The 25,122-nt window shown below is 72.5% G+C and carries 22 protein-coding genes; 16 read left to right on the top strand and 6 right to left on the bottom strand.

The window, feature by feature from the left end:
• The first annotated feature begins 1 nt into the window (after window position 1).
• On the top strand, window positions 2–994 hold the full coding sequence (locus ACFYXC_RS23215; protein WP_389553887.1) for a DUF3068 domain-containing protein: 993 nt from the start codon (window positions 2–4) through the stop codon (window positions 992–994).
• On the opposite strand, the gene hrpB is transcribed toward ACFYXC_RS23215, so the two are convergent.
• Together hrpB and ACFYXC_RS23205 are read right to left on the bottom strand one after the other, a co-directional pair.
• Window positions 984–3,542: an ATP-dependent helicase HrpB gene (gene hrpB, locus ACFYXC_RS23210; protein ID WP_389553886.1), complete on the bottom strand. Its 2,559-nt coding sequence runs from the start codon at window positions 3,540–3,542 to the stop codon at window positions 984–986. The genes ACFYXC_RS23215 and hrpB overlap by 11 nt on opposite strands.
• 42 nt (window positions 3,543–3,584) lie before the next feature.
• Entirely contained in the window at window positions 3,585–4,445 is an 861-nt protein-coding gene (locus ACFYXC_RS23205; protein WP_389553949.1) for a class I SAM-dependent methyltransferase, read from the bottom strand.
• A gap of 402 nt (window positions 4,446–4,847) precedes the next feature.
• Between ACFYXC_RS23205 and rpsA the strand changes: the two genes are divergently transcribed.
• The 7 genes from rpsA (at window position 4,848) to ACFYXC_RS23170 (ending at window position 11,528) form a co-directional block, all read left to right on the top strand.
• The gene (gene rpsA, locus ACFYXC_RS23200) at window positions 4,848–6,359 is read left to right on the top strand and encodes a 30S ribosomal protein S1 (RefSeq protein WP_388914963.1); all 1,512 of its coding nucleotides are present in this window, start codon (window positions 4,848–4,850) and stop codon (window positions 6,357–6,359) included.
• A gap of 154 nt (window positions 6,360–6,513) precedes the next feature.
• Window positions 6,514–7,452: a PAC2 family protein gene (locus ACFYXC_RS23195; protein ID WP_388914966.1), complete on the top strand. Its 939-nt coding sequence runs from the start codon at window positions 6,514–6,516 to the stop codon at window positions 7,450–7,452.
• Between the two features lie 314 nt (window positions 7,453–7,766).
• Complete coding sequence (gene coaE, locus ACFYXC_RS23190; RefSeq protein ID WP_388914969.1) at window positions 7,767–8,384, top strand: dephospho-CoA kinase; 618 nt, start codon at window positions 7,767–7,769, stop codon at window positions 8,382–8,384.
• Window positions 8,385–8,433: 49 nt separating this feature from the next.
• A complete protein-coding gene (locus ACFYXC_RS23185) occupies window positions 8,434–8,814 on the top strand; it encodes a tetratricopeptide repeat protein (protein WP_388914974.1) in 381 nt (126 codons plus the stop codon).
• Between the two features lie 210 nt (window positions 8,815–9,024).
• Window positions 9,025–10,011 (top strand): acyltransferase domain-containing protein, encoded by a 987-nt coding sequence (locus ACFYXC_RS23180; RefSeq protein WP_389553885.1) that lies wholly within the window; start codon window positions 9,025–9,027, stop codon window positions 10,009–10,011.
• Between the two features lie 158 nt (window positions 10,012–10,169).
• Window positions 10,170–10,865 carry a class I SAM-dependent methyltransferase gene (locus ACFYXC_RS23175; RefSeq protein WP_389553884.1) on the top strand — a complete coding sequence of 232 codons (696 nt, stop codon included), beginning with the start codon at window positions 10,170–10,172 and terminating at the stop codon, window positions 10,863–10,865.
• A gap of 204 nt (window positions 10,866–11,069) precedes the next feature.
• A complete protein-coding gene (locus tag ACFYXC_RS23170; protein WP_388914985.1) occupies window positions 11,070–11,528 on the top strand; it encodes a DoxX family protein in 459 nt (152 codons plus the stop codon).
• A gap of 82 nt (window positions 11,529–11,610) precedes the next feature.
• On the opposite strand, the gene ACFYXC_RS23165 is transcribed toward ACFYXC_RS23170, so the two are convergent.
• Entirely contained in the window at window positions 11,611–12,120 is a 510-nt protein-coding gene (locus tag ACFYXC_RS23165) for an RNA-binding S4 domain-containing protein (RefSeq protein WP_389553883.1), read from the bottom strand.
• A gap of 87 nt (window positions 12,121–12,207) precedes the next feature.
• On the opposite strand from ACFYXC_RS23165, the gene ACFYXC_RS23160 reads away from it, so the two are divergent.
• Window positions 12,208–12,930: a uracil-DNA glycosylase gene (locus ACFYXC_RS23160; protein WP_388914991.1), complete on the top strand. Its 723-nt coding sequence runs from the start codon at window positions 12,208–12,210 to the stop codon at window positions 12,928–12,930.
• A gap of 144 nt (window positions 12,931–13,074) precedes the next feature.
• Here the strand turns inward: ACFYXC_RS23160 and ACFYXC_RS23155 are convergent, their stop codons facing one another.
• Both ACFYXC_RS23155 and ACFYXC_RS23150 read right to left on the bottom strand, forming a co-directional pair.
• The gene (locus tag ACFYXC_RS23155; protein ID WP_389553882.1) at window positions 13,075–13,482 is read right to left on the bottom strand and encodes a (2Fe-2S) ferredoxin domain-containing protein; all 408 of its coding nucleotides are present in this window, start codon (window positions 13,480–13,482) and stop codon (window positions 13,075–13,077) included.
• Window positions 13,479–14,213, bottom strand: coding sequence for a GntR family transcriptional regulator (locus ACFYXC_RS23150; RefSeq protein ID WP_389553881.1), 735 nt, complete (start codon window positions 14,211–14,213; stop codon window positions 13,479–13,481). The genes ACFYXC_RS23155 and ACFYXC_RS23150 overlap by 4 nt, the downstream gene beginning before the upstream one ends.
• 132 nt (window positions 14,214–14,345) lie before the next feature.
• On the opposite strand from ACFYXC_RS23150, the gene ACFYXC_RS23145 reads away from it, so the two are divergent.
• From ACFYXC_RS23145 to ACFYXC_RS23135, 3 genes are all read left to right on the top strand, one after another.
• Entirely contained in the window at window positions 14,346–15,851 is a 1,506-nt protein-coding gene (locus tag ACFYXC_RS23145; RefSeq protein ID WP_389553880.1) for an NCS1 family nucleobase:cation symporter-1, read from the top strand.
• Between the two features lie 2 nt (window positions 15,852–15,853).
• Window positions 15,854–16,603: an aspartate/glutamate racemase family protein gene (locus ACFYXC_RS23140; protein ID WP_389553879.1), complete on the top strand. Its 750-nt coding sequence runs from the start codon at window positions 15,854–15,856 to the stop codon at window positions 16,601–16,603.
• A 185-nt stretch (window positions 16,604–16,788) separates the two neighbouring features.
• Window positions 16,789–18,012: a glycoside hydrolase family 6 protein gene (locus tag ACFYXC_RS23135; RefSeq protein WP_389553878.1), complete on the top strand. Its 1,224-nt coding sequence runs from the start codon at window positions 16,789–16,791 to the stop codon at window positions 18,010–18,012.
• A gap of 27 nt (window positions 18,013–18,039) precedes the next feature.
• Here ACFYXC_RS23135 and ACFYXC_RS23130 read toward each other — a convergent pair whose 3' ends face one another.
• Window positions 18,040–18,699, bottom strand: a complete 660-nt coding sequence (locus ACFYXC_RS23130; RefSeq protein ID WP_389553877.1) for a gamma carbonic anhydrase family protein — start codon at window positions 18,697–18,699, stop codon at window positions 18,040–18,042.
• 294 nt (window positions 18,700–18,993) lie between these two features.
• On the opposite strand from ACFYXC_RS23130, the gene ACFYXC_RS23125 reads away from it, so the two are divergent.
• The 4 genes from ACFYXC_RS23125 (at window position 18,994) to ACFYXC_RS23110 (ending at window position 25,070) form a co-directional block, all read left to right on the top strand.
• Window positions 18,994–20,190: a peptidoglycan recognition family protein gene (locus tag ACFYXC_RS23125; RefSeq protein WP_389553876.1), complete on the top strand. Its 1,197-nt coding sequence runs from the start codon at window positions 18,994–18,996 to the stop codon at window positions 20,188–20,190.
• 123 nt (window positions 20,191–20,313) lie between these two features.
• Window positions 20,314–21,045, top strand: a complete 732-nt coding sequence (locus ACFYXC_RS23120; RefSeq protein WP_388915013.1) for a hypothetical protein — start codon at window positions 20,314–20,316, stop codon at window positions 21,043–21,045.
• Between the two features lie 654 nt (window positions 21,046–21,699).
• The gene (locus ACFYXC_RS23115) at window positions 21,700–23,619 is read left to right on the top strand and encodes an FUSC family protein (RefSeq protein ID WP_389553875.1); all 1,920 of its coding nucleotides are present in this window, start codon (window positions 21,700–21,702) and stop codon (window positions 23,617–23,619) included.
• 44 nt (window positions 23,620–23,663) lie between these two features.
• Entirely contained in the window at window positions 23,664–25,070 is a 1,407-nt protein-coding gene (locus tag ACFYXC_RS23110; protein ID WP_389553874.1) for an amidohydrolase, read from the top strand.
• Window positions 25,071–25,122 lie beyond the last annotated feature (52 nt).

The following is a 25,122-nucleotide window of genomic DNA, read 5'->3' as shown; positions in this document are numbered from 1 at the left end:
GATGCGCCGCAAGGCCAGTCTGATCCTGCTAGCCCTCGCCGTGTTCTTCGCGGCCCTGTCCCCGCTGACGCGCTGGTACGCCTTCCCGCGCCTGGCCAAGGTTCCCGCCGACCAGTACCAGGACATGGTCCTGGAGGCGAAGGACGCGACCCTTCTCGACTACGGCACGATGACCGCCGAGAAGGTCGACAGGATCACCGTCGTGCAGACCCTCAAGGGCAACGTCGAGGCGTCAGAGAAGATCGAGAAGACCGCGAACCGGGACGTCGTCGTCTGGGACGGCCTCTCCTACGTCCAGGGCCCCGACGGCGACATGGTCTCCAGCTTCCCCGAGCGGTACATCTTCGACGCGCACACCCAGGAACCCGTCCACGCCACCGGTGAGATGGTCGACGGCGACCCGGTCAGACGGACGGGCATCGAGTTCAAGTGGCCCTTCCTGACGGAGAAACGGGACTACGAGTACTTCGACGCGCAGGCCCGGCTCACCGCCCCCATCCACTACCGGGGCACCCAGGACTTCCGGGGCGTGGAGGTCTACTACTTCGAGCAGACCATCCCCTGGACGAAGGTGCCCCTCCCGAAGACCCTGCCCGTCGACGGCATCACCGCGGAGTCGGTCGCGAGGACGGGCACGACCCGCTGGTACACCACCGTTCGCAAGTTCTGGGTGGAGCCCGTCACCGGGGCACCCGTCTACGGAGAGGAGATCCACCGGGAGGAGCTGCGCGGCGGCACCCTCCTCGGCGACCGCGACAAGGTGACCGCCTTCTCCGGGCACGTGAAGATGCGCGAGGACTACATCCGGCACACGGTCGACCTGGTGAAGTCCCAGCGGCTGCTCGTCCTGCTGATGACCTCGTACCTGCCCTGGGGCTTCCTCGTCCTGGGCGTCGGACTCCTCGCGCTCTCCCTGTACCTGGAGGCCCGCAGCCGCCGCCCCCGCGACCCCGCGACCGCGAGGACCCGGGAGCCGGAGCCGCTCAGCGCCTGAGGCGGGCGTTCGTGTGCCGGGTCGGCCGCGCGGCCACCGGGTCCTCCGGCCAGGGGTGCTTCGGGTACCGCCCGCGCAGCTCCGCCCGTACACCCCGGTAGCCGTCCTTCCAGAACGACGCGAGGTCCGAGGTGACGGCGGCCGGGCGCCCCGCGGGCGACAGCAGATGCACCTGTACGGGCACCCCCGCGACCGCCGGCGACTCCTGTGCCCCGAACATCTCCTGCAACTTCACCGCGAGCACCGGCCGCTCGGGATCCGCGTAGTCGATCCGGATCCTGGACCCGCTCGGCACCTCGATCCGCTCCGGCGCCAGCTCGTCGAGCCGGGACGCGTCTCCGGACGCCCACGGCAGCAGCCGGTTCAGCGCCTGGCCGGCCTCGATGCGCGCCAGGTCGGCCCGCCGTCGCGCGCGGCCCAGCTCGGGCTCCAGCCACTCGTCCACGCGCGCGTGCAGGGCGTCGTCCGACACGTCGGGCCACGGGGCGCCGAGCCGCCGGTGCAGGAAGGCGAGCCGCTGCCGCAATGTCTCGGCGTCCCGCGACCAGCGCAACAGCGCGAACCCCTCGCGCGCCAGCCCTTCGAGGAGCGCGGCGCGTACGAGTGCGGGGTCGGGGTTCCGCAGCGGCCGTACCGCCAGCTCCACGGCCCCCAGCCGCCGCACCCGCCGCGCCACGACGTCCCCGCCGTCCCAGCGGACCTCGTCGCCCTCGCCGTACAGGGCCCCCGCGGCCTCGCGGGCGATCCCCTCGTCGATCACGGCGCCGAGCCGCACACGCGCGTGCCCCGCCCCGAGCGGCCGGTCGGCGACGGCGACAGCGATCCACTCGCCGTCCCGCAGCCCGCTTCCCTCCCCGACCTCGGCCCGAGTCCCGGACACCATGAGAAAGGACCCCCCGGCCCGCCGTCCCACCCGCTCAGGAAAAGCGAACGCGGCAACAAGCCCGACGACCCGGTCATCGGTGCCAGGGGCGCGGGGAACCGCGCGATCCACCACGTCCGGCCCGCGGTCGTCGGACGACCTCCGCGCTGCGGGCGCGCCATCGGCTCGCCCCACGCCCCGCAACCGCCGCACCTCCGCCCGCCACCGCCCGGCATAGCCGTCACCCCCGCGCCGCGCGGTCCGCAACGCCGACGCGAGGTCGTCCCCGTACTCCCGCGGCGGCTCCTCGCTCAGCAGGGCGACCACCTCCGCGGCACGCTCGGCTCCGACAGCGGCCCCCGCGTCCAGCAGCGCGCGCCCGAGCCGCGGATGCAGCCCGAGCCGCGACATCCGCACCCCCCGGTCCGTCGGCCGCCCGCCGGGGCCGACCGCGCCGATGGCCTCCAGCACACCCCGCGCAACCCCCATCGCCCCGGCCGGCGGCGGATCCAGCAGCGCAAGCCCCGACGCGTCGGGATCCCCCCAGCAGGCCGCCTGCAGGGCGAACGCCGTCAGGTCGGCCACCTTGATCTCCGGCGCGGGGAAACGCGCCAGACGGCCGTCCTCCGCCTCCGCCCAGCACCGGTACACCGCACCCGGAGCCTCCCGCCCCGCCCGCCCGGCCCGCTGCCTCCCGGCGGCCTGCGAGGCCCGTACGGTCGCGAGCGCGCTCAGCCCCCGCGCGTGGTCCACCCGCGGCTCGCGCGCCAGCCCGGAGTCCACGACCACCCGTACCCCGGGAACCGTCAGCGAGGACTCGGCCACCGAGGTCGCGAGGACCACCCGGCGCCCCGCGCCGCCGGACAGCACCGCGTCCTGCACGGCCGCGGGCGCCCGCCCGTGCACCTGGAGCACCTCTACGGCACCGAGCCCGCCGAGCTGCCCGGCGACCCGGGCGATCTCCCCGACGCCGGGGAGGAAACACAGGACATCCCCGTCACGCTCGGACAGCGCCCGCCGCACCACCGACGCCACATGTGCCAGCAACACCGGATCCACCCGCATCCCATGGGGCGGCCGCACAGGGCGCGCGGGCGGCGCCCACACCACCTCGACCGGATGGGAGACGCCCGCCGCCTCGACCACCGGCGCGTCGCCGAGCAGCCGCGCCCAGCCCTCGGCGTCGGTCGTCGCCGAGGCGGCCACCAGCCGCAGCTCGGGACGCAGGGCGGCCCGGACGTCCAGCAGGAACGCCGCCGCCGTGTCCGCGTCCAGATGCCGCTCGTGGCACTCGTCGAGCACGACCACGTCGACGCCGGCCAGTTCCTGGTCGCGTTGCAGCCGCTGCAGCAGCACCCCGGTGGTGACGACCTCCACGCGCGTGCGTGGCCCGACGACCCGCTCGCCGCGCACGGTGTACCCGACGCTGTCGCCGGCCTTCTCGCCGATCAGCCACGCCATCCGCCGCGCGGCCGCCCGCGCCGCGATCCGCCGCGGCTCGGCCACCACGACCCGCCGCGCGGGCCCCTCGCCGGTCAGCCCGGCGAGGACCAGCGGCACGAGGGTCGTCTTGCCCGTCCCGGGGGGTGCGACGAGCACCGCGGTGCCGTGGCCCTCCAGGGCGTCGTCCAGGCCCGGCAGCGCAGTGCGTACGGGCAGCAGGTCCAGGGCGTCGTGACGGATCACGCGATCACATGCTCGGTACGGCTCACCCGCTCAGTCTCCCCTTCAGCCTCCCGCCGGGGGTGCCCCCGTCCCGCTCCGCTCGCACACGAAGATCGCCGTGCCCGGGATCAGGTTTCCGCGGAGCGGGGACCAGCCGCCCCACTCCTGGGTGTTCCAGGCGGGCCACTCCGGCTCGACCAGGTCGACCAGCCTGAAACCGCCGGCCACCACGTCCCGGACGCGGTCGCCGACCGTCCTGTGGTGCTCGACGTACACCGCGTCGCCCGCCTCGTCCTGCTCGACGTACGGCGTCCGGTCGAAGTACGAGGCGGACACGCTGAGCCCCTCGGGCCCCGGCTCGTCGGGGAACGCCCAGCGGACCGGGTGCGTCACGGAGAAGACGAACCGGCCGCCGGGCCGCAGCACCCGGTGGACCTCCCGCAGGACCCGCACGGGTTCGGCGACGAACGGCAGCGCCCCGTAAGCGGAGCACGCCAGGTCGAACGAACCGTCCGCGAAAGGCAGCGCGGTGGCGTCCGCCTCCACGAGCCGGACGCCGTCGGCGCCGATCCGCAGGGCGTGCTGGAGCTGCCGGTGCGAGAGGTCCAGGGCGACCGGGCGGGCCCCCTGGGCGGCCAGCCAGCGCGAGCACTGGGCGGCGCCCGCGCCGATCTCCAGGACGTCCTTCCCCTTCAGCTCCTCCATCGGGCCGAGCAACTCCGCCTCGATCTCGTCGAGGCCCTCCGGGCACCACACGAAACGGTCGTCGCCGAGGAAGGTGCCGTGCTCGACCTGGTAGTCGTCCGCGTTCCGGTCCCACCAGCCGCGATTGGCCCGGGAGCTCTCGGAGCCCCCCGCCTCCCGCCGGGTCGCCTCGGGCTCGGCCTGTTCGTGCTCTTGGATGATCGGCTCCCTCGTATTAATCTGCGGACTCTTCCGTGCGAACCGTTCCGGCGGCGGTCACGAAAGGGGTGCCGCAGGGTCGGCGTGACCCGGTGGCGTTGCCCGTCGTGCGGATGCCGCCGTGTGGGTCCTGTGCCGGGTATGCGGCGATCCGCCCCGGGTGTGCGCCTTCGCGCATTGACCCTGTCCGGCTGCCCCCGTATGCTACAAGTTGCGCTGCGGGCCTGCGCTCCTCAGACGTAGCAGGCTGCGCTCGCATCTGTATGTATGACCCCTCGGTTGTCGAGGCGCCACCGGCGGTGTTCTCACGAACATCATCCGGATCTGGCGCTTCCTTGGCTGTCCGGCCTTCTACAGAGCGAAACGGGCTCCCGGCGTAAGCAGTACCTACGACTCACTGTCCGTACCGGAGCCCTTTCCCACATGACGAGCAGCACCGAGACCACCTCTACCACGCCGCAGGTAGCGGTCAACGACATCGGTAACGAGGAAGCCTTCCTCGCCGCGATCGACGAGACGATCAAGTACTTCAACGACGGCGACATCGTCGACGGCGTCATCGTGAAGGTCGACCGGGACGAGGTCCTGCTCGACATCGGTTACAAGACCGAAGGTGTCATCCCGAGCCGCGAGCTCTCGATCAAGCACGACGTCGACCCGAACGAGGTCGTCAAGGTCGGCGACGAGATCGAAGCCCTTGTTCTCCAGAAGGAGGACAAGGAAGGCCGCCTGATCCTCTCGAAGAAGCGTGCCCAGTACGAGCGCGCCTGGGGCACCATCGAGAAGATCAAGGAAGAGGACGGCATCGTCACCGGCACCGTCATCGAGGTCGTCAAGGGTGGACTCATCCTCGACATCGGCCTCCGTGGCTTCCTGCCGGCCTCCCTCGTCGAGATGCGCCGTGTCCGCGACCTCCAGCCCTACGTGGGCAAGGAGCTCGAGGCCAAGATCATCGAGCTGGACAAGAACCGCAACAACGTGGTCCTGTCCCGCCGTGCCTGGCTGGAGCAGACCCAGTCCGAGGTCCGCCAGACGTTCCTCACCACCCTGCAGAAGGGTCAGGTCCGTTCCGGCGTCGTCTCCTCGATCGTCAACTTCGGTGCGTTCGTGGACCTGGGTGGCGTCGACGGTCTGGTGCACGTCTCGGAGCTCTCCTGGAAGCACATCGACCACCCCTCCGAGGTTGTCGAGGTCGGCCAGGAAGTCACCGTCGAGGTCCTCGACGTCGACATGGACCGCGAGCGTGTCTCCCTGTCGCTGAAGGCGACGCAGGAAGACCCGTGGCAGCAGTTCGCCCGCACGCACCAGATCGGCCAGGTCGTGCCCGGCAAGGTCACGAAGCTGGTTCCGTTCGGTGCGTTCGTCCGCGTGGACGAGGGCATCGAGGGTCTGGTCCACATCTCCGAGCTGGCCGAGCGCCACGTGGAGATCCCGGAGCAGGTCGTCCAGGTCAACGACGAGATCTTCGTCAAGGTCATCGACATCGACCTCGAGCGCCGTCGCATCAGCCTCTCGCTGAAGCAGGCCAACGAGTCCTTCGGTGCCGACCCGGCCTCGGTCGAGTTCGACCCGACGCTGTACGGCATGGCCGCGTCGTACGACGACCAGGGCAACTACATCTACCCCGAGGGCTTCGACCCCGAGACCAACGACTGGCTCGAGGGCTACGAGTCCCAGCGCGAGGTGTGGGAGAACCAGTACGCCGAGGCGCAGACGCGCTTCGAGCAGCACCAGGCGCAGGTCATCAAGTCCCGCGAGGCGGACGCCCAGGCCGAGGCCGAGGGTGTCACCACCCCGGGCGCGGCTCCGGCCGCCTCCAGCGGTGGCGGTGGCGGCGGTTCGTACTCCTCGGAGTCGGACGACAACTCCGGCGCCCTGGCGTCGGACGAGGCCCTGGCGGCTCTGCGCGAGAAGCTCGCCGGCGGCCAGAGCTGACGGCTCACCGCCAGCGATAGCAGCTGGTAAACCGAGGGCCCGCACCCACCTGGGTGCGGGCCCTCGGTGCGTTCCGTCGAGACCTGGCGGTGCGCGGGAATGCCCGTGTCCCGGCCCGTGTTGTCGATGACGAACACGAGGAGGAGCGGTCACAGTGCTTGATCCGCAGGGTTTGTACGCATGGGAGCCGAAGGGCCTGGCCGTCGTCGACGTGGCGCTCGCCCAGGAGTCGGCCGGTCTTGTCATGCTCTACCACTTCGACGGTTACATCGACGCGGGCGAGACCGGCGACCAGATCGTCGACCGGCTCCTCGACTCGCTGCCCCACCAGGTCGTCGCCCGCTTCGACCACGACCGGCTCGTGGACTACCGCGCCCGCCGCCCGCTGCTGACGTTCAAGCGCGACCGCTGGGCCGACTACGAGGAGCCCACGCTGGACGTGCGGCTCGTCCAGGACGCCACCGGCGCGCCCTTCCTGCTGCTTTCCGGGCCCGAACCGGACGTGGAGTGGGAGCGCTTCGCCGCCGCCGTCCAGCAGATCGTGGAGCGCCTGGGAGTGCGGCTGTCCGTGAACTTCCACGGCATTCCGATGGGTGTCCCGCACACCCGCCCCGTGGGCCTCACCCCCCACGGCAACCGCACGGACCTCGTTCCCGGCCACCGCAGCCCCTTCGACGAGGCACAGGTGCCCGGCAGCGCCGAGGCGCTGGTCGAGTACCGGCTCATGGCGGCCGGGCACGACGTCCTGGGGGTCGCGGCGCACGTACCGCACTACATCGCCCGGTCCCCGTACCCGGACGCCGCGCTGACGGTGATGGAGTCGATCACCGCAGCGACCGGGCTGGTCCTGCCGGGTATCGCGCACGGGCTGCGCACCGAGGCGCATCGCACGCAGACCGAGATCGACCGGCAGATCCAGGAGGGCGACGAGGAACTCGTCGCGCTCGTCCAGGGGCTGGAGCACCAGTACGACGCCGCTGCGGGCGCCGAGTCGCGGGGGAACATGCTCGCCGAGCCGGTGGACATTCCTTCGGCGGACGAGATCGGACTGGAGTTCGAGAAGTTTCTCGCGGAGCGGGAGGGGGATGCGTAGCTCGCTCTCCTGAGCGGGGTCGCTGGCCGCTGGGCTGGGCAGACAGGGTCGGCTGGGACGGGGTGGGGCGGACAGGGCTGCTGTGCGGGTGTCGGCTGCGGGTGTGATGTGGCTGGTCGCGCAGTTCCCCGCGCCCCTTACGGGGCCCGGTCCGCGCGTCCCTGACGGGGGCGGCTCGTGCGCACCTGACGGGGCCCGGCTCGTGCGTCTTTGACGGGGCCCGGTCCACGCGTCTCTGGCGGGGGTCGGCCCGCGCGCCCATGACGGGGCCCGCCCCCGCGTCGCTGGTCGGGGTCTCGCCTATGCTGCTGGGTATGTTGAAGGTGGGACTGACCGGGGGGATCGGGGCCGGTAAGAGTGAGGTGTCGCGGTTGCTCGTGGAGCACGGGGCCGTGCTCATCGACGCCGACCGGATCGCGCGGGAGGTCGTCGCGCCGGGAACACCCGGGCTGGCGGCGGTCGTCGACGCCTTCGGCGAGGACATCCTCACAGCGGACGGCACCCTCGACCGGCCGAAGCTCGGCTCGATCGTCTTCGCGGACGCGGACAGGCTGGCCGTACTGAACGCGATCGTGCACCCCCTGGTGGGCGCCCGCTCCCGTGAGCTCGAAGAGGCCGCCTCGCAGGACTCCGTGGTGGTGCACGACGTGCCCCTGCTCGCGGAGAACGGCCTCGCGAAACTGTACGACCTGGTGATCGTGGTCGACGCCAGTCCCGAGACCCAGCTCGACCGGCTCGTCCGGCTGCGCGGTATGACCGAGGAGGACGCGCGCGCCCGCATGGCGGCGCAGGCCACCCGCGAGAAGCGCCGGGCGGTCGCGGACGTCGTCATCGACAACGACGTACCACTCGAGACGCTGCGCCGGCGGGTACGCGACGTGTGGGCCGATCTCGGGCGCAGGGCCCGGGCCGCCTCGGCGACCACGGAATAGCGGGTGCCCTGGAGGCGTTGACCCGCTCCAGTGAGGGAAGGAATGTGCCGTGCCCGAGACCAGCGGATTCGCCGGACGTACTCCGGAGACGCATGTCATCGACTTCCGTGCCGCCGAGCAGTTGCTCGCCGCGCGGGATCCCCGGGGCGCGGTCAAACTGCTCGACAACGTGATCGCCGCCTACCCGGAGAACACGGCGGCCCGGCTGCTGCGAGCGCGCGCCTTCTTCGCCGCGGCGCAACTGCGGCCCGCCGAGCTGGAGTTCACCATCGTGCTGGAGCGCGAGCCGGACAACGCCTTCGCGCACTTCGCGCTCGCCCGCACCTATGAGCGCTCCGGGCAGCCCGGCCAGGCCAAGCGGCACTTCCGGCTGGCAGCGGCGCTGGACCCACAGCCGGAGTACCTGGCAGCGGCGCGGTTCGACTCCTGAGCCGAGCCGAGCCGATCCGTCCTGCCCGCACCGGCCCCCGCACACTGAGCCGCAGCCGTACCGGCCGGCAGGGCACTGCGAGCGTTCGCCGATTCACTGCCCGTACGCATCCGTCGGTTCACTGCCCGTACGCATCGGGACCGCTGCTCCTTCGGAAAACGTACTGTTCATGGTGCAGGTTCACCAAGAGCGGACCAATGGGGAGCGGCTGTGCTGGTGGAGGAGCTGCGGGCGGACAAGAAGCTGGCTGGCTGGCTGCGGGACCTGGAGAGCGAGGACGGACCCCGCACGGAGGCGACCCTTCCTGACGCGATCGCGCTGCCCGACGTCCTGCTCGATCTGTCCGTGCCGCACGAGTGCGTCAACGAACTCGTCGCCCTGCGCGCCCGGCTGGTGGCGGACCCGGAGGCGATGACGCTGCTCGGGCGGTGCGTCGCCCGGTTCGTGAGCGACATGGGGGAGATCGGCAACGACTGGGAACCACCGGCGTTCCCGGAGTCCACCGGGGCGCTGGGCCGCACCTTCCAGGTGTTCGTGTTCATCGCCGCGCTGCCGTACGTGCGTGCCTACCACCGGCAGCGGGACATCCCGGCGGACATCTCCCGGCGCACGCTCGCCGACCTGGGCCGGAACCTGGCCGTCCACCGGCGGCGGACCGGCACGACCGGGTTGCTGGTGCCGTGGTGGATCGGCCTGCACTTCCACGGGGAGCTGTACCAGCTGGGGCGGCTGCAGTTCCAGCGCGCGCGGCTGGGCGGGCACACCGGGCGGGCGGCCGAGGCCGCGGGATTCGGCACGGGCCCCGGCGGCCTCTGCCTGAGCCTGCACATCGCCGACTTCCGGGGGCCCTTGTCACCGGACGCCTGCGACCAGTCGCTGGACCTGGCACGGGAGTTCTTCGCACGCCACTACCCGGACGAGCGCTACGAGGTGGCGGTCTGCCACTCCTGGCTGCTCGATCCGCAGCTGAAGCGGTATCTGCCCGCCGACTCCAACATCGTGCGCTTCCAGGAGCGGTTCCGGGCCGCCCACGAGGAGACGAAGGCGGACGACAGGGCCCCCGTCGCATTCGTCTTCGGCGACCCCGAGCTGCCTGTGGCGGACCTGCCGCGGCGGACCGGGGTGGAACGGGCGGTGGGGGACCACCTGCGGGCGGGCGGCCACTGGTACGGAGGGCAGGGATGGTTCCCGCTCTGACCGGCTCGCTGTGACCGACTCGCTGTGACCGGTTCGCTCTGATCGACCTGCTGTGGCCAGTCGCTGTGTCCGTCCGCCCGGCCGGATCACGTCTCACTCGAACGGGTGGTGCACGAGGAGGCGGGAACGAGGCGCCGTGCGCGGGCCGTTGTGCCGGTATGACGATCGAGATGCGTGAGGGATACGAGGGGACGGGACCCGGCGCCATCACGCCGGACGGCTGCGCGGTCGAGCTGTACACGCGGCTGCCCGTCGGGGACGAGCCGGACATCATCGCCTCGGCCGTGCCGGCGGGGGCGCACATCCTCGAACTGGGCAGTGGTGTGGGGCGTATGACCCACGCGCTCCTGGAGCGGGGCTTCACGGTGACGGCCGTGGACGAGTCCGCCGAGATGCTGGAGCGGGTGCGGGGGGCGCGCACGATATGCGGCGCGATAGAGACGCTCGACCTGGACGAGAAGTTCGACGTGGTGATGCTCGCGTCGTTCCTCGTGCACGCCGGCGACGTCGAGGTTCGGCGCGGCATGCTGGACGTGTGCCGCAGTCATGTCGCGAACGGCGGCTGTGTGCTGATCCAGCGCGAGGGCGAGAACTACCACAGCGACCTGCCGCGCGAACGGGTCGATCCGAGCGGGTTCACGGTGCGGATGCTGTCCGCAGAGCCGGTCGGGGACGGGGTCAACTCCGTGCGGGCGGAGTACGTGTTCCCGGATGCCGTGTGGACACAGACGTTCCTGGCCCGGCCGCTCACCCAGGAGCAGTTCGAGGAGGCGTTGGCGGAGGCGGGGCTGAAGGTCGACAGGTATCTGACGGAGGACCGGGTGTGGGTGCGGGCGGTACCTGCGGAGGCGTGAAGCCCTGGGCTTTCGGCCCTGGCCCCGGCTCCGGTCCCGGTCCCGGCTCGGGTCCCGGTCCGGCCTCGGGTCCCGGTTCCGGCTCGGATCCTGGTCCGGGCCCTGGCCCTGGCCCCGGTTCCGGTTCTGGGGCGATGAGTTTCGGACGGTGGGGCGGTCTACCTCTGTGACAGCACCGCGAGCCGCTTCACACAGGAGATCCTCATGTCCGAGACCGCCGTTCCCTCCGTCGCCGCCGCCTCGTCCGGCACCGTCGTCGCCGAGTCCGCCACCGCCCGTGGCCGCCGGGCCCGCCTCGCCCTGCGGGGGCTTCAGGTGCTGCTCGCGCTCTTCTACGTGATCGCGAGCGCGGTTCCCAAGCTCGTCGCCCATTCCTCGGCGGTCGAGTCGTTCGACGAGATCGGCTGGGGCAGTGCGGGGATGTACACCATCGGACTTCTCGAACTGGCCGGCGGCATCGCGCTGGTGATCCCGGCGCTGGCTTCACTGGCGGCCGTGTCGTTGGGCGCGCTGATGGTGGGTGCGTTCATCACACAGCTCGCCGTGTTCGACGGGGAGTACGCGGCGACCCCCCTCATACTGATCCTGCCGCTCGCACTGATCGCCTGGGCGCGACGCGGGCAGGCGGCGGACCTGGTGCGGCTGGTCAGGCGCCGGTCCTGAGCAGCGGGCGCGGGCCCGGACGCGGACGGTGTCCGGCGGGACCTCCAGGGCTCCTGCCGGACACCGACTCCCGTCGCAGTCCCTAAGGTGCCTTCGGGCCGCCGTCGGGCGAGCCGAGACCCCGCAGGCGTTCCAGTTCGCGGCGGTCGCGCTTGGTGGGGCGGCCCGCGCCCCGGTCACGGATGCCCGCGGGTGCGACGGCCTCGCGGGGCGGAGGCGGCGGGCTGTTGTCGACGTAGCACTCGGCGGCGACCGGAGCCCCGACCCGCTTGCGGATCACGCGCTTCACGATGACCACCCGCTCCCGGTCCGCGTGGCGCAGGCGGACCTCGTCACCGACGCGGACGGCGTACGCGGGCTTGACCCGCTCGCCGTTCACCCGGACATGGCCGCCCCGGCAGGCGGTGGCGCCCATGGAGCGGGTCTTCACGAGGCGCACGGACCAGATCCAGCTGTCGACGCGCACGGTCTCGCCGTTCGAGGGAGCGGCGGCCTTCGCGACGGCCACGGCGTCGGTGGAGCCGTCCGTGAGCGGTCCGTCGACCTCGTGCCCCGCCTCGTCGTCCGCGTTCCTCTGAGTCCCTGAAGCCATGGTCCGACCTTAGCCCTCGGCGGGAACGCGGTCGGCATCCTTTTCGTCGTCACGGACCCGGCACGCGGCCGGGCATACCGTGGGGGCATGGAGCGGGAAAACAGCCTGGCAGAGCTGGACGGGCGGATCTCCGGCTGCCGGGCCTGTCCTCGGCTGGTCGAGTGGCGGGAGGAGGTGGCCAGGACGAAGCGGGCCGCCTTCGCGGACTGGACGTACTGGGGCCGCCCGGTGCCGGGTTTCGGACCGCCGGACGCCTCCCTGCTGGTGGTCGGACTCGCGCCCGCGGCGCACGGCGGGAACCGTACCGGCCGGATGTTCACCGGGGACCGGTCCGGGGACGTGTTGTACGCGGCGTTGCACGAGGTGGGTCTCGCCTCGCAGCCCACGTCCGAGAGCGCCGGTGACGGGCTGGCGCTGTACGGCGTCCGCGTGACGTCCCCCGTGCACTGTGCGCCACCCGCCAACAGGCCGACGCCGGAGGAACGGAACACCTGCCGCCCCTGGCTCGTGAGCGAGCTGCGACTGCTCGAACCCACCCTCCGCGCGGTCGTCGTACTCGGCGGCTTCGGCTGGCAGGCCGCGCTGCCCGCGTTCGCCGGGGCGGGGTGGAAGGTGCCTCGGCCCAGGCCCGCCTTCGCGCACGGGGCACGGCTCGTGCTGGAGGGTCCGAACCGGCCGCTGGAACTCTTCGGCTGCTACCACGTCAGCCAGCGCAACACGTTCACGGGTCGGCTGACTCCCGGGATGCTGCGGGACGTGCTGCGCGCGGCGGCGCGCACGGCGGGACTGCCCACCACTCCGGCCTCGTGACGACCAGGAGAGACCACCGAAGGCGCCCCCTCAGGGGCGCGGGGAACTGCGCGGCCGACCGCCGACGGCCCGCAGCCGGGTGACCGCCCTCTCGCTACCGCCCTCTCGCGACTGCTCGGTCGCGACTGCTCCGGCGCGGAGCGACTAGCGGCGTGCCCGGTCCCGTTCGCCCGCGGACCGGACGAACTGCAGTTCCAGGGTCGCCGGGGGAGCGGCGATCCCCGGGCCGCCGGCCTCCGCCCAGCGGAGTATCTCGTCCGTGCAGTCGTCGCCCATCGCCCAGCCGATCCAGACGGCCCGGCCGCCGCGTCTGCGGCCCTCGCCCGACGGCTGGACGACGATGATGTTGGCCTGGTCGCAGGGGCCGAGGCAGTCCGCCGTGCGGACCGCGAGGCGGCCGCCGGAGGCGTCGGCGGCGGCGCGCAGCCGGTCCAGTTGCCAGGCGTGGTCGTAGCCGGGGTACTTGCGGGCGTCACCGCAGCAGCAGCCGCGGCAGACGACGAGCGTGCAGGGCCGGGTCCTCGCGGCGCCGATCGCCGTACGGGCCGTCACTCTTCTCCCTCGAAACCGGCGCCCGTGCCCGCACCCGTGCCCGCGCCCTTGCTCTGGCCGAAGTGCTCGTCGCCGGCGTCGCCGTCGCCGTCGCCGAAGAGGTGGCGCACCGTCGAGCGGTGGTTGGCCTGGACGTGGGCCAGGGCGTGGGCGCGGGCCCGCTCCCGGTCACCGGAGGCGATGGCCGCGTACAGCTCGCGGTGCTCGGAGAGGAGCAGGGGCCACTCCTCGTTCCGGCGGGTGAGCCAGCGCAGTCGGCCGTCGACCGGGTCCATCACGGAGATCAGCAGGCTGTTGCCCGCCATCGCCAGGATCCGGTCGTGGAAACGGGTGTTGATGTCGGTGATCGCCTCCGCGTCGTCGGCCGCGGTCGCCTCCGCCGCGCGGTCGAGGAGTTCCTCCAGCTCGGCCAGGTCGGCCCGGGTGGCGCGCTCGGCGGCCAGACCGGTGGCGTACACCTCCAGGGCCTCGCGGAGTTCGAAGAGTTCCGTGACGTCCGTGGGGGTCAGCCGGCGGACGACGGTTCGGCGGGGGGTCTCGAAGTGGACGAAGCCCTCGGCGACCAGGGCCCGGATCGCCTCGCGGACCGGCACCCGGGAGACCCCGAACCGCTCGGCCAGCTCGCGCTCGACCAGCCGGTCGCCGGGCAGCAGCCGCCCGGCGATGATCTCCTGCCGCAGCGAGCCGAGGACCCGCTCACGCACCGCCCCCAGCGGTTCGACCGTCTTCATGGGTCCATCCTCGCCGACCCCGGGACTGTTTTACCGAGCTGTAACCGCACGGACATGGCCCGCTGTCGTCGGGAGCGGGACTATGACCGCAGTTTGGTATACCAAAATAGCCCCCACGCTCATGGAGGCCCTGTGTCCCTCGCCGATCCAGCCGCGGCCACCGGCACGCCGGCGTTCGTCCCCGATCCCCGGCTCACCAACGAAGACCTCGCGCCCGCGGGCAAGCGCAACTGGAAGGTCTTCGACCTCTTCGCCCTGTGGATGTCCGACGTCCACAACCTCGGCAACTACACCTTCGCGGCCGGGCTGCTGGTGCTCGGCATGAACGTCTGGCAGATCTTCACGTCCCTGCTCGTCGGCTTCGTGCTCATCTACATCGGCATGAACTGGATGGGGAAGATCGGGCAGGCGCACGGCGTGCCCTTCCCGGTCGTCAGCCGCATCAGCTTCGGTGTCTGGGGCGCCAACATCCCGGCTCTGATCAGGGCCGTCATCGCCATCATGTGGTACGGCATCCAGACCTACCTGGCCTCCGTCGCCGTCAACATCATGCTGCTCGCGGCCTGGCCCGGTCTGGAGTCCTGGACCCACAGCTCCTTCCTCGGCCTCCACGCGCTCGGCTGGATGTCCTTCGTCTCGCTGTGGCTGGTCCAGGCGCTGATCATCAGCCAGGGCATGGAGTCCGTACGGAAGTTCCAGGACTTCTGCGGTCCCGCGATCTGGCTCGTGATGATCGCCCTCGCCGTCTGGATCCTCGCGAAGGCCGGCTGGACCATCTCGCTCACCTCGACCCCGAACCCCGTCTCGGCGGGCGAGCAGTGGCGGCAGTGGTTCGGCGCGATCGGGCTGATCCTCGCCACGTACGGCACGCTGATGCTCAACTTCTGCGACTTCTCGCGCTTCGCGCCCAGCTACCGGACCGTCAAGCGCGGCAACTTCTGGGGCCTGCCGATCAATTCGACCGCCTTCGTGATCGTGTCGGTCATCGTCACGGCCGGGTCCATCGAGGTGTTCGGCAAGGCCATCACCGACCCCGCCCACCTCGTCGCCGAGATCGGCAACAAATGGGTACTGATCCTCGGCGCGCTGACCTTCGCCATCGCCACCATGGGCGTCAACATCGTCGCCAACTTCGTCTCGCCCGCGTACGACCTGGCCAACGTCTGGCCGCAGAGGATCACCTTCAGGGTCGGCGGCCTGATCAGCACGGTCGCCGCACTGGTCGTCACCCCGTGGAACCTCTTCTCCAGCCCCACGGTCGTCAACTATTTCCTCGGCGGCCTCGGCGCCTTCCTAGGCCCGCTGTTCGGCGTGATCATGCTCGACTACTTCTGGGTCAAGCGCGGCCGTATCGACGTGGACGAGCTGTTCGACGCGACCCCCGGATCGCGCTACTACTACCGCAAGGGCGTCAACCCCAAGGCGCTCTGGGCGTTCCTGCCCGCGGCGGCGGTCTCGGCCGTTCTCGCGCTGGTCAAGACCTTCAGCGACGTGGCTCCGTACTCCTGGTTCATCGGGACGGCGCTCGCCGCCGGTCTGTACGCGCTGCTGTGCCGCTCTGAGCGTGCCGCCGCCGGCACGGCCACGGACACGGCCGCCGTCCCGCCGGCCCCGGCCGTCGCTCCGCAGGAGGGCTGAGCGTGCGGATCGTCGTCACCAACTGCAACACGACGCGGGAAATGACCGAGGAGATCGTGCGAGGTGCCCGGGCCGCGGCGGAGCCGGGCACCACCGTGGTCGGGCTCACCCCCGCGTGGGGGCCCGAGTCCGCGGAGGGCTGGCTCGACAGCTACCTGTCGGCGGCCGCCGTCCTCGACACCCTGCGGACGTACGAGGGTCCGTACGACGCCGTCGTCCTGGCTGGTTTCGGGGAGCACGGGCGCGAGGGCGTACGGGAACTCGTGGACGTGCCCGTCGTCGACATCACCGAGGCGGCCGCCCACCTCGCGTGCCTGCTCGGGCGGCGGTACGGAGTCGTCACCACGCTGGAACGCTCGGCCGGGCAGATCGAGGACAGCCTGTGCACGGCGGGGGTCGGCCGCAACTGCGCCGCCGTCGTGGGTACGGGACTCGGTGTGCTCGACCTCGGTGACCCGGAGCGCACGGAAGCGGCCTTCGTCGCCGCGGCCGGACGCGCCCGGGACGCCGGTGCCGAGGTCCTCGTGCTCGGATGCGCCGGGATGACCGGCCTGCAGCGGGCCGTGGGGGAGAAGCTCGGCCTGCCGGTCGTCGACGGGGTGGGCGCGGCGGTGAAGCTCGCCGAGTCGCTGGTGTCACTGGGGCTGTCGACGAGCCGCGCGGGCGGTTACGCGAAGCCGCTGCCGAAGCGGCGGACCTGGGCGCCCTCGCCACCGCCCTCGCCCTCGCCTCCGCCACAGCCCTCGTCGTAGCCGCCGCTACCGCCGTCGCTGCCGGTGCCGCCGCCGTCGGAGTGATTCCGGGTGTCGCGCAGGCGGTGGGCGCGACGGCGGGGCGCGGGTGACCGCAGACTCCGGGAGGAAGCCGCCGGCGTGTGGGCCGGTGCCTCGCGGACGAGTCGCCGCCGTTGCCGTCGGCGGCGGGAACGGAGTCGGTCGTGGCCGCACCTCTCGGTGCCCGGGTCCGGGCGTTCGCCGTCGCGCTCGTCGCACTGGCCGCGGCCACATCGGCCGTCCTGTGGGGCGGCGGGGCCACGGGGGCGGGCGGGTCGGCGGGTGCCCGTGACTGGGGTGTCGACCTGGGCATCGGTGACGGCGCCGGTGAGGGCCGCGGTGGCGGCGCCGGCGTAGGCGAGGGTCGAGGTGGCGGCATCGACGACGGTGCCGGATCCGGTGCGGACACCGGGGGCGTCTCCGGCATCGACATCGGCACCGGAGGCGCCCTCGGTGACATCGGTGCCGGTGCCGGTTCCGGTTCCGGTGTCGGTGTCGGTGTCGCGCCGGTGGAGCCCGACGTCTCCTTCTGGGTCGATCCCGACTCCGGCGCCGCCCGGCAGGCAGCCGAATGGCGTCGTGCGGGACGGGTCGCCGATGCCCTGCTGATGGACCGGATCGCTTCCCGCGCGCAGGCCGAGTGGCTGGCCGGACCCGCCCCGCGGGCCGTCGTGGAGGCCCGCACCACCGCCGCCGCGCGGGAAGGGCGTACGGCGGTGCTGGTGGCGTACTACATCCCGCACCGCGACTGCGGCTCCCACTCGGACGGCGGCGCCCGGAGCGCGACGGAGTACCGGGAGTGGATCGACGAGTTCGCGGTGGGGCTCGGGGAGCGGGGCGCGTACGTGATCGTCGAACCGGACGCCGTGGCCCAGGCGATCGCCGGCTGCGACCGGGTCGCGCCGGCGGAGCGGTACGCGCTGCTGGCGTACGCCGTGGACCGGCTCGAACGGCAGCCGAACACCCGCGTGTACCTCGACGCGGGCAACTCCGCCTGGCACCCGGACCCGCACCGGCTGGTCGGGCCGCTGACCCGGGCGGGCGTCGCCCGCGCCGACGGCTTCGCCCTGAACGTCTCCAACTTCCAGACGGACGCCGCCAGTTCGACGTACGGCAGTGAGCTGTCCGGGGCCCTCGGGGGCAAACACTTCGTGATCGACAGCAGCCGCAACGGCAACGGCCCCCACACCGGTACGGAGTCCTGGTGCAACCCCCCGGGCCGGGCTCTGGGCGTGGCGCCGACCACCGTCACGGGTGCGCCGCTGATCGACGCGTACCTGTGGGTCAAGCGTCCGGGCGAGTCGGACGGCATCTGCCGGGGCGGGCCGCCCGCCGGACAGTGGTGGCCGTCGTACGCGCTGGAGCTCGCGCGGAACGCCCGTGGGTGAGCCGGGTGAGCCGGGCGGGGCGGGGTCTCAGGTGGCCGGGGGGCCGTCGTCGTGCGGCCGGTCCTGGGCGGGGCGGTCCTCGATGAGCCGGTCCTCGACGACCCGGTCCGCGAGGTGGGCGCCGAAGTGGTCCGCCTGTCCGGCCATGATGTCCCGCATCGAGGTACCGCGGGGGACTCCGTAGACCGTGCCCGGGAAGTCCAGTTCCGCCTGCACCTCCCACAGTTCGTCGTGCTGGTCGGGCGAGAAGAGCCGTGCCCGCGGGGCGCCGGCCGCGATCCAGCCGATGGGGACGACCGTGCCGGGCGGCAGGACCGAGTTCGCGTGCAGCACGCTGTTGATCCGCAGTTCCGAACCGGCGCCCACGACGGCTCCGGGGAAGGCGGCGGCTCCGGTGGCCACGAAGACCTCGTCCTCCACGCGGGCGCCGTTGATGTGGGCGTGCGGGCCGATGAGCACGGCGTCCCCGATGATCGCGGGGTGCCGTCGGCGGCCCCGTACGAGGGCGTTCTCCATGATGACGACGTCCGCGCCGGTCCGTACCTCCCCGTCCTCCGCGGTCAGCACGGCACCGTGCAGGACGCGGGCGCGCTCGCCGAGGGTGACGGCGCCGCAGAGGACGGCCGACGGGGCGACGTACGCGGAGGCCGGGACGACGGGGCGCTGCCCGCGGTGCTCGATCAGCATGAGGCGACTCTAGGCCGAGCCGGAGCCGGGCCGGGGCCGGAACCGCTTCGGGAGGTCCGGAGCCGCATCCGCATGTTCGGCGCGCCCTGTGTTCGGCGGCCGTTCGACCGGGGTTCCCACCGCTGGAGGGGGTGAAGGAGTGCATTCGGGGCTTTTATCGACGGTCACGGACGGCGTCGGTGCGTCGCGGCGCAATGATCCGCCGCTTCTCCAAGCATGGCGGGAGCGTGGGTCGCGTACGCCGCGCGGGCCCCGCAGCCGTCAGGAACGACCAGCACCACCGAAGGAACCCCCATGACTCTTCCCCCCGCGAGCCCCTCCACTTCCTCCGCGTCTCCCACTCCCTCCGCCCTCTCCACTTCCGCCACGCCTGCGCCCTCCCGCCGCGCCTGGTCACGCGTCACCCGGCGCGGGCTGCTCGGTGCCGCGGGCGCGGTCGCGGCGGGCGCCGTGTTCGCCCCCGCCGTGACGGCCGACACCGACCCGGTGGCGGCCGACGCGGACAACGGGGACACCGGACCCGGCACGACCTCCAGGACGTTCCCCATGACCCGTGCCGAGGCGGCCGTCGGCGAGGCACCCGTCCGGCCCGCCTTCCCCATCGGCTACGTGGGGGTGCGCTGGAGCGGCCCGCGGGCGGCCACCGGCGGCGGCATCCGGCTGATCGGCGCCGACGGCGGCAAGGGCGCCTGGCAGCCCCTGAGCGAGCCCGGCTGTGCGGACGGCGACGGCGGCGCGCTGCTCATCCCCGTGAACCAGGCCGCCGGTTACGAGCTGAGGGCGCCGGACGGCGCCACGGATCTGCGGTCGGTGGCCATCGACACCACCCACGGCCCGCTGCGCAGGGTCGCCGTGCCCGTGGACACCACACGGGTGCGCGGTGTCGCGTACCTGACGCGGGCGGCCTGGGGCGCGGACGAGAAACTCCGCTTCAAGCCGGACGGCACGGAGAACTCGCCGCAGACGTACCACCCGTTCCAGACCCTCACGATCCACCACACCGCCACGAAGAACGGCGACCCGGACCCGGCCGCCACGGTGCGCGCGATGTACCAGTTGCACGCGGTCACCAACGACTGGGGCGACATCGGCTACCACTTCCTCGTCGACGAGAAGGGCGAGATCTACGAGGGCCGGTACTCGGGCGAGACCGCCACCCCGGCCCACGACGAGGACGGCAAACTCGTGACCGCCTTCCACACGGGTGGGTTCAACGCGGGCAACCTCGGCATCGCGCTCATCGGCAACATGGTGGACCAGGGCCCGACCGCCGCCGCCCGCGACGCCCTGACGAACCTGGTCCGCTCCCTGGTCCGCATGCACGGGGTCGACCCGGAGGCCAAGGTCACGTACACCAACCCGCTGAGCGGCGCCAAGAAGGAGGTCGACGAGATCAGCGGCCACCGCGACTGGATGGCGACGGAGTGCCCGGGCGAAGTGATGTACAAAGAACTGGCCGCCCTGAGGAAGGCGGCGGCGATGGGCAGCTGAGGTCCTGGGCGCGCCCTGCGCAGGGTGCGCCCCCCGCAGCTCGCCCTCCGAGGACGCCGCACGGCCCGGCGTCGTCGAATAATCATTCGAGGAGGCCGAGTCGGCACTGCTACCGTCACGGGCGTGGCGAAACTCAATCAGATCATTGCCGTCGAGAAGGGCATCAAGTCCAAGTCCCATCAGGACCTGACGGCCGCTCATCACGGGTTGCAGAAACCCGCCTTGCTGGCCGGCATCTCGCGTACGTATCAGCCCAAGGACGAAGAGGGCGAGCAGTTGCCGCCCGAGTCGACCCGGGTGCAGGTGCAGGCCGAGAACGTGCTGCGGGAGACCGCGGCCACCCTGACCCGGCTGTTCGACGTGACCGCCACCAAGGACTGGGCCAACTGCACGGCCCGCGCGGACGTCAAGGTCGACGGGCGGGTGCTCGTCGCCGAGGTTCCGGTGTCCTACCTGCTCTTCCTCGAGAAGCAGCTCACGGATCTCAACACCTTCGTACGGAAGCTGCCCGTGCTCGACGCCTCCGAGTCGTGGGTCCAGGACCCGTCGACCGACGCGTGGAAGACCGAGCCGGTGCGGACCCTGCGCACGAAGAAGGTCCCGCGGAACCACGTCAAGGCCGAGGCCACCGAGAAGCACCCGGCCCAGGTCGAGGTGTACTACGAGGACGTCCCGGTCGGGTACTGGACGACCGTGAAGTTCTCCGGCGCCCTGCCCGCGCGACGCGTCAACGAGTTGCTCGACCGCGTCGAGAAGCTGCAGCAGGCCGTCAAGTTCGCCCGGGAGGAGGCGAACGGCGTGGACGTCACCGACCAGCGTGTCGGAGACGCCGTCTTCGGCTACCTGTTCGGGTAGCCTCAAGAACTCCCCGGTCGTCACTCATGACGGCCGGGGTGCGCGAGGAGCGCAAGCTGAACCTGAAGCTTGTCGTGACTGCGCGGTCCCAGTGGAGGTTCGAGTCCTCCCCGCGGCACAGAGCGGCACCCGCACCTCTCGTACTGACTGTACGAGTCGCCCAGCGGGTGCCTACGCGCCGCGGTGGCCCAACCGGCAGAGGCAGACCGCGATCAATCTCAGACTATTGCTCCAGACTCAGCATTCGCCGCCGATCGCCGGATCGACCGGACTCAGGCCCGGACGTCGAAATGCCGGTTCAAGTCCGGCCCGCACAGCTCGATGTGCGGTGGTCCAAAGGCAGGACGCGGCGCGTGAAACTGACCTGGGTCCTCAAGCGTGCCGGCGTGCCAGATGGGCGGCACCACAGGGCCCGGGGGCCGGCTACGCCCTCGGGCCCGCTCCTGCGTGGTCGCGATCGTGGTCGCGGTCGCCTTCATGAAGACATCCGCTTTCCCCGGAATCGTCACACCGTGGAAATGTCCGCGTCCGCTCTCCTCGCCGGACACGATCTACGGTGGAGGCCGTAGGAGACTGTAGAGACACCGCCCAGGCCGACGTCGCCCGAAGGCATGCCACCCCGCAACCGCCCTCGCCCGACAGGAGCCCGTGCCCGTGCCGCGACCGATCTCCGCCGTCTCCCGCCGCCTGCCGCTCTGGCTCGCGCACGCGCTGCGGGGGCAACGAGGGCCCGTACCGTGGGCCGCCGTGGTGCGGGGTCTGCTCGCCGGCGGGCCCCTGCTGGTCGTGGCCGTGCTGGTGGGGCGCGAGACGCTCGGGGTCATGGCCGCCCTCGGTGCCATGTTCGCCGGAATCAACGACCGGCCCGGGAGCCGGCGGGCCGCCGTGCACAGGATCGGGCTGCCCGCGCTCGCGGGTGCCGCCGGGCTCGTCGTCGGCACGTACGCCGGGGAGGGGGTCGGGGCGGTCCCGCTCACCCTGCTCCTCACCGGGCTCGGGCTGGTCGCCGGGGCCGTCAGCGCGGTGGGGCCCGTCGCGTCCGGGGCCGGCACCCAGCTGCTCGTGGCCGCGGCCGTCGGCGCCGGGATGCCGTTGCCCGAACCCGGCTGGCAGCGGGCCCTGTTCTTCCTCGCCGGCGCCGGCTGGCTGATCGTGCTGCGGCTCGCACTGCCCACCCCCGGCGCCCTCGCGGGCGACTTCCGCTTCGACGGGGAACGCGCGGCGGTCGCCGGTGTGTACGACGCCGTCGCCGACCTGCTCGCCCATGTGGGCGGGGCGGAGGCCGGTGGCCGGCGGGCCGCGCTGACCGCCGCACTCGATCACGCCCAGGACGCGCTGGCGGGAGCGCGGCTGCGGCGGTACGCCACCTCCGCGGCCGAGCGGCGGCTGCGCGCGCAGTACGCCGCCGCGCTGCCGCTCGCCGAGGCCGCGACCGCCCTGGCCTGGGCCGGGGACGCCCTGCCCGCCCGTACGGCCGAGGGTCCCCGGCGGCTCTCCGCCGCCGTGCGGACCGGGGAGAGCGTCGGGCCGCTGCCCGCGCCCTCCCGGTCCGTCCCCGGACTGCGCGCCCTCGACGACGCGCTGCTGCACGCCGCCGAGACCTTCGACCGCGGTGGCCCGGTTCCGCACGGCGACGCCGACGGGCATCCGCTCGGACGCGGCGCCGAGCGGACCGCGCGCAAGGGCCTGCACCTGCGGCCCCTGCGCGTCACGGCGGCGCTGCGCACAGCCACCGGAACCGGAGGGCGCGAATACGGCTTCCGCGTCGCCCTCTGCTACGGCGCCAGTGCCGCCGTCGCGCAGACGCTGCACCACGTGCACTGGTACTGGCTCCCCGCGACCGCGGTGTTCCTGGTGAAGCCGGACCTCGGCCCGCTCGTCTCGCGCGTCCTGAACCGGGCGGCCGGCACCGTCCTCGGCGCCCTCGTCTTCGCCGGGTTCGCGGCCGTGCTGCCCCGGCCCGAAGGGCTGGTCGCGCTCGTCGCGATCAGCGGAGCCCTCGTCCCCGTCGCCACCCGGCACTTCGCCGCACAGACGGCCGTCGTCACCGTCCTCGTCCTCGCCCTCGTCATGGTCGGCGGTGAGCCGGAGGCATCCTGGGGCCGCATCGGCGAGACGCTGCTGGCCTGCGCGATCGTGCTGGTCGTCGGGCACCTCCCGGCACCGGGGCAGCGCGGCGGGAACGTACGGGCCCGGCTGGGCGCCGCCACCGACGCCGCGCACGCCTACCTCACACACGTCCTGAGCGGCGCCGACGACCGGGCCGCCCGCTGGGCGCTGCGCCGCGAGGCATACCGGACACTGGCCGAGGCCCGCGCCGCGATCGACCGCTCCCTGGCCGAACTGCCCACCCTGGCCCGCCGGACGGAAGGCACCGACGAGGTCGCGGCCACCCTCGAACGCCTCGTGGACACCACCACCGCCTGCGCCGTGCACCTCGACGACGCGGGACAGCTCACCCCGCGGCACACCGAGCGCCTCGCCACCCTCCTCGACGAACTCGTGGACCGGCGGGAGCACGCCGGGCTCACGGACCCCCCGCACGGTTCCCGCCGGGCCCTGTCCGGGTTCTGAGGTTCACGCCGTCCGACGGCACGATCCCGCCGTACCGTGGCGGGATGACCTCGCCCGAGCCCTCGCCCGACGCGAAGACCGACGCACCGGGTTCCCCGTCCGCCCCCGCGCGGATCGCCGCCGACCTCGTCATCACCCACTGCACCGCCCTCGTGCACGACGAGCACGAACAGATCGGGTTCGTCGAGGACGCCACCGTCGTCGTACGCGAAGGCCGCATCCAAGCGCTCACCACGGGACCGGTGGACCTCCCCGCCGCCGAACGCATCGACGCCCGGGGCCAGGTCGCGATGCCCGGACTGGTCAACTGCCACACCCACACCCCGATGGTCACCCTGCGCGGCATCGCCGAGGACCTTCCCGTCGAGCAGTGGTTCAACGACGTCGTCTGGCCCATCGAGTCCAACCTCCAGGACCGGGACGTCGAGTTGGGCGCCCGCCTGGCCTGCGCCGAGCTGATCCGCGGCGGAGTCACCTGCTTCGCGGACCACTACTTCTCGATGGACACCGTCGCCGCCGTGACGGCCGAGAGCGGTCTGCGCGCCAACCTCGGGCAGGCGTTCTTCTCCTCCCAGGGCGCCGAGGGCCGCGAGCGGTCGCTCGACTTCGCCCTGCGGCACCGCGACACCGCCGGCGGCCGCATCACCACCTCGCTCGCCCCGCACGCGCCCTACACCGTGGACGACGCCGACCTCGCCGCGACGGCCCGCTCCGCCCAGGAACACGGCCTGCCCGTGCACCTGCACGCCGCCGAGAACCGCGACCAGAGCGACACGAGCCTCGCCCGCCACGGCCGTACACCGATCGAGGTCCTGGCCGGCGCCGGACTGCTCGACACCGACCTGCTCATCGCGCACGGCACCGGCATCATGGAGCGCGACCTGCCCGTGCTCGCCCGCGCGAGGGGACGCGTCGCCGTGGCGAGCGCGCCCCGCGGCTACCTCAGGTTCGCCTGGCCCACGACCACACCGGTACAGGCCCTGCGCGAACTCGGCATCCCCGTGGGACTCGCCACGGACGGGGCCGCCTCCAACAACTCCCTGGACGTGTGGGAGTCCATGGCGCTCACCGCGCTGACGCAGAAGTTCACCGGGGCGGACCCGCGCCGGCTGACCTCCCGGCAGGCCCTGCACCACGCCACGCTGCAGAGCGCCCGGGCGGTCGGGCTCGGCGAGCGGATCGGCAGCCTCGCACCGGGCCGCGCGGCCGACATCATCCTGGTCGACCTGACGGGACCGCACACCCAGCCCGTGCACGACCTCGCGGCCACCCTCGTGCACAGCGTCCGCGCAGGCGACGTACGCACGACGATCGTCGACGGACGGATCCTCATGCGAGACCGCGAACTCCTCACCCTCGACGTCCCGTCGGTCGTACAGGAGATGAACGAACGCATGCCCGCCCTGATCGACCGGAGCCACGGCAGACGCATCCAGGACTACGACACCTGAGGCGGAAAGTCCGCCGACCGCCGCCCGCCACCGATGAGTTCCGCTCCTTCCT

Source organism: Streptomyces sp. NPDC002701, assembly GCF_042889045.1.
GTDB lineage: Bacteria > Actinomycetota > Actinomycetes > Streptomycetales > Streptomycetaceae > Streptomyces.
This window is presented reverse-complemented; position numbering and strand designations above follow the sequence as displayed.